The organism is Paenibacillus sp. AR247, assembly GCF_002968895.1.
Classification (GTDB): Bacteria; Bacillota; Bacilli; order Paenibacillales; family Paenibacillaceae; genus Paenibacillus_AQ; species Paenibacillus_AQ favisporus.
Genome location: NZ_PCZT01000009.1, coordinates 458,163 through 459,150 on the forward strand (window position 1 = coordinate 458,163; position 988 = coordinate 459,150).

The following is a 988-nucleotide window of genomic DNA, read 5'->3' on the forward strand; positions in this document are numbered from 1 at the left end:
CGCGTTGCACTGGCACGGGCACTGGCAAGTAAGCCTACCCTTTTGCTGCTGGATGAACCGCTAGGCGCCTTGGACGCATTGACTCGGATTGAAATGCAGCAGTTGATCGAACGGCTCTGGCTTGAGCAGGGCTTCACCGTCATTCTCGTCACGCATGACGTCAGCGAAGCGGTTGCCTTGGCTGACAGGGTAATTCTGATTGAAGATGGGGTCATTTCATTGGATAAGCGAATTGCGCTGGACCGACCACGTGAAAGAGATAGTGGTTTTGCTTATTATGAAAATTTGATCCTCAACAAAGTACTTGGAAGGGAGGAGCCGCTGTTCCAGCGAACGGCCGGTTATACGATATAACGGCGTTATTCAAATAAACTTCTTAAGCGTTATTTTGGAAAAGGTGAAGCCAAATGAGCAAAGAGATTGTTCTTGCAGTCCCTCCTCATAACGAGAAAGAACTTAAAAGAACGCGATCTTCTCATGCAGGAGTATTTGCGTAACCGCACTGCTGAGGAGAAAACGGAGTCACTCCATAAGTAGACATAATTGCAATCAATTGCAACTTATTAAAATCAAACCGAATAACGTACAAAAGCGAGCCCCCGTTGTCTTGGGAGCTCGCTTTTTTGTTATTATAAGGTCTTTTGTTCAGACTGCAAAGTTTGAACGCCATCTTTTGTCAAAATGCATAGTTAGACGCAAATTTACTGTAAGATGACAAGAACATACACGCTTAAAGCCGCGTAACATAATGGTTTTTCAACTATACAATGCATCCAGATTATGTTGAAATAATGAATGATTGAGCTTGAAAATGATAACACAACTCTTCTGTTGACGACCCCTATGTCCTTTACTTGCGCCAGGCAACCGCTATCGGAACCCACCTTCACCTCAAAGCAAGAGAACAGGCAAACCGATAAAAAGGAACTACCGATGGTTTCTGCTGTCTACCTCTTTATATAGTTGAAGTAATCGAGCACCAACTTTA

1 protein-coding gene is annotated in these 988 nt (G+C 43.9%); it reads left to right on the forward strand.

Translation table 11 applies throughout. From position 1 onward, the window contains the following. On the forward strand, positions 1 to 354 hold a 354-nt coding region (locus tag CPT76_RS37185; protein WP_483870041.1), incomplete at its 5' end, for a P-loop NTPase family protein. Positions 355 to 988: the final 634 nt, after the last annotated feature.